The organism is Bradyrhizobium sp. 61 (assembly GCF_023073075.1).
GTDB lineage: Bacteria > Pseudomonadota > Alphaproteobacteria > Rhizobiales > Xanthobacteraceae > Bradyrhizobium > Bradyrhizobium barranii.
Genome location: NZ_JADPIU010000094.1, coordinates 1 through 5,781 on the forward strand (window position 1 = coordinate 1; position 5,781 = coordinate 5,781).

Annotated in this window: 3 protein-coding genes and 2 pseudogenes; 1 reads left to right on the top strand and 4 read right to left on the bottom strand. The window is 60.9% G+C overall.

Going from position 1 to position 5,781, the window contains the following annotated elements; all coding sequences use genetic code 11:
• Nucleotides 1-799: 799 nt before the first annotated feature.
• The 3 genes and pseudogenes from IVB46_RS38575 to IVB46_RS38585 all read right to left on the bottom strand — a co-directional run.
• A pseudogene (locus IVB46_RS38575) lies at nucleotides 800-1,525 on the bottom strand (AraC family transcriptional regulator); the annotation flags it as partial.
• A 210-nt stretch (nucleotides 1,526-1,735) separates the two neighbouring features.
• Nucleotides 1,736-1,984, bottom strand: a complete 249-nt coding sequence (locus IVB46_RS38580) for a hypothetical protein (protein WP_247309635.1) — start codon at nucleotides 1,982-1,984, stop codon at nucleotides 1,736-1,738.
• A 109-nt stretch (nucleotides 1,985-2,093) separates the two neighbouring features.
• Nucleotides 2,094-3,650, bottom strand: a complete 1,557-nt coding sequence (locus IVB46_RS38585; protein ID WP_247309634.1) for a winged helix-turn-helix domain-containing protein — start codon at nucleotides 3,648-3,650, stop codon at nucleotides 2,094-2,096.
• Between the two features lie 112 nt (nucleotides 3,651-3,762).
• Here IVB46_RS38585 and IVB46_RS38590 point away from each other — a divergent pair, with 112 nt between their 5' ends.
• On the top strand, nucleotides 3,763-4,254 hold the full coding sequence (locus IVB46_RS38590) for a GNAT family N-acetyltransferase (RefSeq protein WP_247309631.1): 492 nt from the start codon (nucleotides 3,763-3,765) through the stop codon (nucleotides 4,252-4,254).
• 138 nt (nucleotides 4,255-4,392) lie between these two features.
• Here the strand turns inward: IVB46_RS38590 and IVB46_RS38595 are convergent.
• Nucleotides 4,393-5,222: pseudogene (locus IVB46_RS38595) on the bottom strand (adenylate/guanylate cyclase domain-containing protein); the annotation flags it as partial.
• Between the last annotated feature and the right edge of the window lie 559 nt (nucleotides 5,223-5,781).

The following is a 5,781-nucleotide window of genomic DNA, read 5'->3' on the forward strand; positions in this document are numbered from 1 at the left end:
CTCGTCGCCGCCTACAACAACATCCCGCGCAAATGCCTTGACTTCCGAACCCCCGCAGAGGCCTTCTCACGAGTGTTGCACTTCGAGTGTGAATCCACCACCCCTCCGCTGCAGCGATGAGGTGATCGAGGAAAGTGCGTGAGTCAGGTCCTGGCCTAGGCTGTGTGAAAACGCGAAGACGCTCGATCGTGATAGAACAAGTTATTCGTTCGTGACCGCGTTAGGCGCCCGCACAGCAAACCCAATCAATTTTGAAATCGAATTTGAGAATATCATTCTCGTCGCGCTTCGAGTTTTTGAGTTTTCACACGGCCTGGCCCATCGCAGACCAATTACGCGTCCAGTCACGTAGTCTGCAAGGTCTGCAAGCAGAGGCAAAGCGGACGTTGGCGAGGGATACACTGGTCAATGGCTAAGGATGCAGACCAGAAGCCAATTCCATGATGCCAGCTCCCCTCACGCTCCCCCAATAAGTTGGGAATGCCGCAGCATGCCTATTTTCGCAGGCGATTGCCGGGGGCTTGCAACACCCCATTCTTGCGATTGATTAAACATTTTCCGGGATTGGGGGACGTGGACGTTTGCCCTCCGAAGGCAAAGGTCACACGTTCGAATCGTGTCGGGCGCGCCAGCTTTTCTTTGTTCACAACGCGATATGCAGACTCATCCTGAGTCTTCAGTTCTGTTTCATTCGCGTGAGTAAGCAATTGGGAGAAAATTTCTGCACGCCCTTGAATTGGCGCTCGCAATGTAGGTCGGTCCAGTCCATCGAGAGGAAGTTGTTCGGACTAGACTAGGCCGACAGACCGGCATCCGAGGCCAGCGCTGCGAGAGAGACGTCCGCATCGCTGTCCGAGCGCAACCGTTCGATAGCGCGGAGCATGACCTTCGGCGAAAGCCCACCCATGGTCGGCTGGATCGTGGTCGGCGAACCGGTATGCGCAGCCAGCACGCGGGTGGCCAGCAGGTCCGTCAGCTGATGCCTGAACAGCGCATCCAGGGCTCCATTGCCTTCCAGGGAAGCGGACGCGCTCAGGAGCAATCGGGATGTAATGGGATCAGGATACCCCGTTCGCTCCAGCAGATCGATCGGTGTAGCGGTGTTGGCTTCGTCGGCAATGCGCTTGAGTGTTGTCGGAGGAAGATAGAGCTGAACCACATCAACGGGCTTCGGAATATCCCATCGGGAGCTAGATCCTTGCGGAATGACGATCACAACGCCGGGACGAAACGTTCCAATCGCAACCGATCTTCCTGACCGCCGCTCCACGCGCTGCATCGAGCCGTTGTAAGCCATGATGACGTGATCGGTCATGGGTTCGACGACGTCGTGCAACGGGTCATGTTGCCAGTGGGCGATCGTGCCGCTGGATGGGTCTGAAGCCATCCGCAGCGGTTGGGTGTGGAGCACGCGTGCCATCTCCGCATCGGCGGAACGGCGCTGGGCATTTGGCTCACTGTCGGAGTGCGTCTCGGACGCGGCTGTCGGGTTTTCCGAGGGATCACGCAAGATTTGTTTGCTCATCGACTTGTGCTCACGTTGCAGCGCCAGACGTTAGAACCAATCAGGCGCGACACGGCTGCCTCTGTGCTCCGACAATGACGACAAGCTCCGCCTGACGGAATCGTGCCTCGGATCTGGTCTGGCAGGTTCGGCGGATAGATTGACCTGTACCTTGGGATAGTACCGGTGGGAGCGCGCCATCGCGCAGAATCGCGTAAGCGAGTCGGAAGCCTACGAATGTTTCTCGCGAACGAATTCGCCGGCGCGAGGATCGAGCCCGACGATCGTTGGAACTTGCAGCGTGAAGCGAAAATGGGTGCCGCCGTTCGGACGGTTCGAATCCGGGATGCGGCCGCCGTGTGCGGTGATGATCGACTGGCAAATCGCCAGATCCGTTTCGAGGTCGGCCTTTGCTGGACGATGGGCAGTGGCGGCCGACCACGCGGACGAAGCGGAGAGTGCATTTGTCTGCATCGGCATAGGCATTGATCCTTGGCGCTGGACATGCCCGACGTTCTACCGGGGAAGTCCCGCCAATGTCGTTGGCGGGCTTCCTAAATCTCGCTAATCGCCGGACCTGCCTGTCACATCAGCGCTCCGCGACCCCGATGAGACGCAGGCCACGGTAGTGTCGCTCATGCCCGGCGAGGTAGGTGGGATCGTCGGAGAAAACCCGCGCGCGCAGACTGTCGATCGTGAGGCGGTAGCCCCCCATCGCCTCGCACCATGAATCGAGCGACCTTCGTCCCTCCTCGATCCGGCCCGCAAGGGCAAGCGAGGCAGCGAGAAAAGTCGCACAATAGACCAAGCTCGGAGCAAGGTCGGTGGCTCGCACGAAATACGGAATTGCGAGCTCGTCGCGCCCATGCCAAAAGTCGTATTGGCCCAGGAAATGATGCCACAGGCCGACGCCGCGGTCGCGCGGACTAAGCGCAATCGCATGCTGGATTGGTGCCCGCATTTCCTCAAGACGGCCCATCAGGAAATGGACATGGCCGGTATAGGCAAGGGCCTCGGCGTCACAGGGATCGAGCGACAAGGCCCGACCGAAGGCGATCAGCGCCGCGTCGAAGCGGCGCTGACACTCCCGCACGTAGCCACGGCAAAACCAGGCTCGAGGCCAGTCCGGTGCTCGCGCGACCGCCCGCGTCGCCAGTTCGTCGGCTTGCCGCAGTTCGTCACGATCCGCAAGATCACGACTTTGCGCGGTGGCCCTTATGTTCTCTGCGACAATCGCGTAGGCCGACCCCGCCAGAGCCGACGCGTTCGATGGATCGGCGAGGAGCGCGCGGTCGAACCATCGCCGTGCCTCGGCGAGATCCTGGGGGACCCACAGCTCGCGATTTAGGGCGCTCCAACCGCGCAAGGCGCTGTGCTGCGCGCCAGCGGTGTGCGACGCCTCTTCGGATGGGCCCTGGGCGGCTTCCCGGTCCACTAGCTCCATGCTCACCGCGCGCGCCAGCCGGCCTGAGATCTCTCCCTCCATCGGGCTGAGGCCGATGTGCTGGTGCTGGAACCGATCCGCCCAGATGGTCGCTCCGGTGGCGGCATCATCGATCATGGCAATGACCTGGACCGCGCCCTCCACTGGCCGGATGGACGTGCGCAGGACATAGCGGGCGTCGCCCCCGCCGATGACCACCGCATCGGGCACGCGCGAGAGCTGCACCATGAGATGCCGCCTGACCTCGACTCCAAGCGATTGAGAATGCTCGTCGTCGAGCAGGCTTTGGACGGGTGTGATCAGAATGGAAATGCCTCGGGATTCCAGCGGCCTGCCGACGTGAACCGTCGATCCGTTGGGCACACTGCTCCCCTCGACCTGCGCGACCGCGACGGGCATAACGAAGCGATAACCGCGACCATGCTCGGTTCGAATGTAGTTGTCGGCCTCCCCCCCGTCGCGGAGCACGCGGCGAAGGGCAGCCATGTGTACGGTGAGGTTGTTCTCCGCGACGACCCGGTCACCCCAGACTGCGTGCAGCAGATCGTCCTTGGTGACGAGTTCCCCCGCTCGCCTTAGCATGAGCAACAGCAATTCGGTTGCCCGGGAGTTGAGCGGCACCAATTCGCCTTGCTTTTCCAGCCGGCGGCTTAGAGCGTGGAACGCGAAAGACCCAAAGGCGAAATTAAAGGGTGTCTCCATGAATACCGAACTGATTAGCAAATTTTAGGAATCTATAGCAATGCATCGCGCCTGCATCAACGGAAAATCGGCGCCGGTGAGCTCGAACCCATCCCGAGACGGAGAGTGTAAGATGGTCGAAGATGATGTGTGGATCAGGTCCATGGTGCGCCAGGACATGCCCGAGCTGCTGCGGCTGATGGAGGGCATTGTCAAGTTCGAGCGCGGCACGGACTTCCGACTCACTGAGGCCGAACTGCTACACCGCGGCTTCGGCGAACGTCCTGAATTCGGCGCCTTCGTCGCCGACCGCGGCGACAGCAGGCTCGCCGGCATGGCCGTGCACTACGAGATTCCTCTCATGCACACGCTGCGGCCGCTGCTCATGATGAAGTGGCTTTTCGTGGACCCGGATGTGCGCGGCCGCGGGATCGGCCGACGACTAATGGGGCGCATGGCCCGCCATGCGATGGATACAGGGGACGAAAGGTTCTGCTGGTTCGTGCTGAAGGATAACGCACCAGCCCAGGCATTCTACAAGAGCGTCGACGCGACCCCCGATCCGGACTGGGATCGCTGGCAATTAGGAGCGGAGGCAATCATCCACTTGGCCGCCGATGGCTAGGGCGTGAACTCACCAGCGCTACAAGTACACGCGGGCGCGCCACGTTGAAGGCCAAGAACCTCATATCGGGCGAAAGCGGCCGAACCATGAAAACTGAAATGGTTGCCTGATCGACCATCATCGTCGCCCAACGCTCGGTCATCCCACCTGTATGCGGACACCCTTGGCGCCGTAGAGCAGCCGCCTCAAATGATAGCTGGCGAGCCGATCATCGGCGTGCATGCCAACCAAAGCAGCGAAAGCCGGCATGGCCGCAACGTCTTCCGATTCGAGCTTGGTAAAGGCGGTCCCATACTGCGTCGTGGCCGGCGCATCGAACTCCGCCGCCGACAAGGGCTCATGGGCGCGCAATGCCTCGCTGCGTCCGCGTAGGACAAGATCGCCGATTGGCCGCCCCGAATTTCAGCGCCCTGCTTGCGACAGCGTCGCTGACGCAGATCCGCGTGCCCAGGGTCTTGTTCGCGGCTTCCAGCCTGGCGGCGATGTTGATCGTGTCGCCGTAGGCCGTGTAATCGAAGAAGCGATCACCGCCGAAATTGCCGACCAGCGCGGGGCCGGCATGTACGCCGATCCGTGTGACACCGAAATCAACGCCTTTCCGCTTCCAGCGCTCGCGAAATGCCTCCGCCCATTGATCGATCGCCTGCGCGCAGGCGATCGCACGCGTAGCGTAGTCGCTCTGATCGCCAGGCGCATTGAACATCACCTGGATCGTATCACCGATCACCTTGGCCACTGTTCCTTCATGGGCGAAGACGACATCTGTCAGACCGCCGACATATTCGTTGAGCAGTTCCGCCAGCACATCCGGATCGGCCGTCTCGACCAGCGAGGTAAAGCCAGTGATCGGTGAAGATCACGGCAATGTCTCGCCAGCGTACCTGCATGTCGTCGCTGCCATCCCCCGCGGCAATGCGCTTGGCAAGGTCCGGCGAAAAATAGCGCGACAACGAAGCATGGGCTCGCTTTTCCAGTCATGCGGTTCAACGAGGGCCGCGCGCCCAGGCTCCAGGTCTTCCTCAGCGCAGCCGGCATCGATGCGGAGTCGTCAGCGACCGGCTAGGCTTTTTTGCATGCCGACAAGAGGATGAACTTGGACAACGTGGCATCCCATCAGGCCGACGCGACAACGAAACGCCCGAGGCACGTGCGATATGGCCACGTCGATTAATGCGCCCACGTTCTTGTCCAATGGCGAGCGAAGTCAAAATACTTCTATCGAATTGTCGACCAGCTAGAGACCTGCTTGCCAAACCGCGAGAGGATCGTCATTGCCGGAAGTTCGCACACCGTGCCCTCCGAAAGTCCTGACGCTCACGATCAGGCTGTCCTTAGGTTTCTGAGCAAACCTTAACGCCGGGTCATCGACGGACCTGAAGGTCTCGAAAATCCGACTTCCGTTCTGCCCTCACGAGCAGACTTGCCGTTAACGATCGCTGGCAGTGAACTGGCCGGCGAAGTCGTGGAAGTTGGCCGCCACTGCGTCGGGTTCAAGGTGGGGGATCGCGTGATGGCCTTGTCGCGAGG

What these genes read in the sequence shown, in the direction of transcription:
- IVB46_RS38580 (WP_247309635.1), bottom strand. Translation starts at nt 1,984, where the DNA reads ATGCCGATGCAGACAAATGCACTCTCCGCTTCGTCCGCGTGGTCGGCC.
- IVB46_RS38585 (WP_247309634.1), bottom strand. Translation starts at nt 3,650, where the DNA reads ATGGAGACACCCTTTAATTTCGCCTTTGGGTCTTTCGCGTTCCACGCT.
- IVB46_RS38590 (WP_247309631.1), top strand. Translation starts at nt 3,763, where the DNA reads ATGGTCGAAGATGATGTGTGGATCAGGTCCATGGTGCGCCAGGACATG.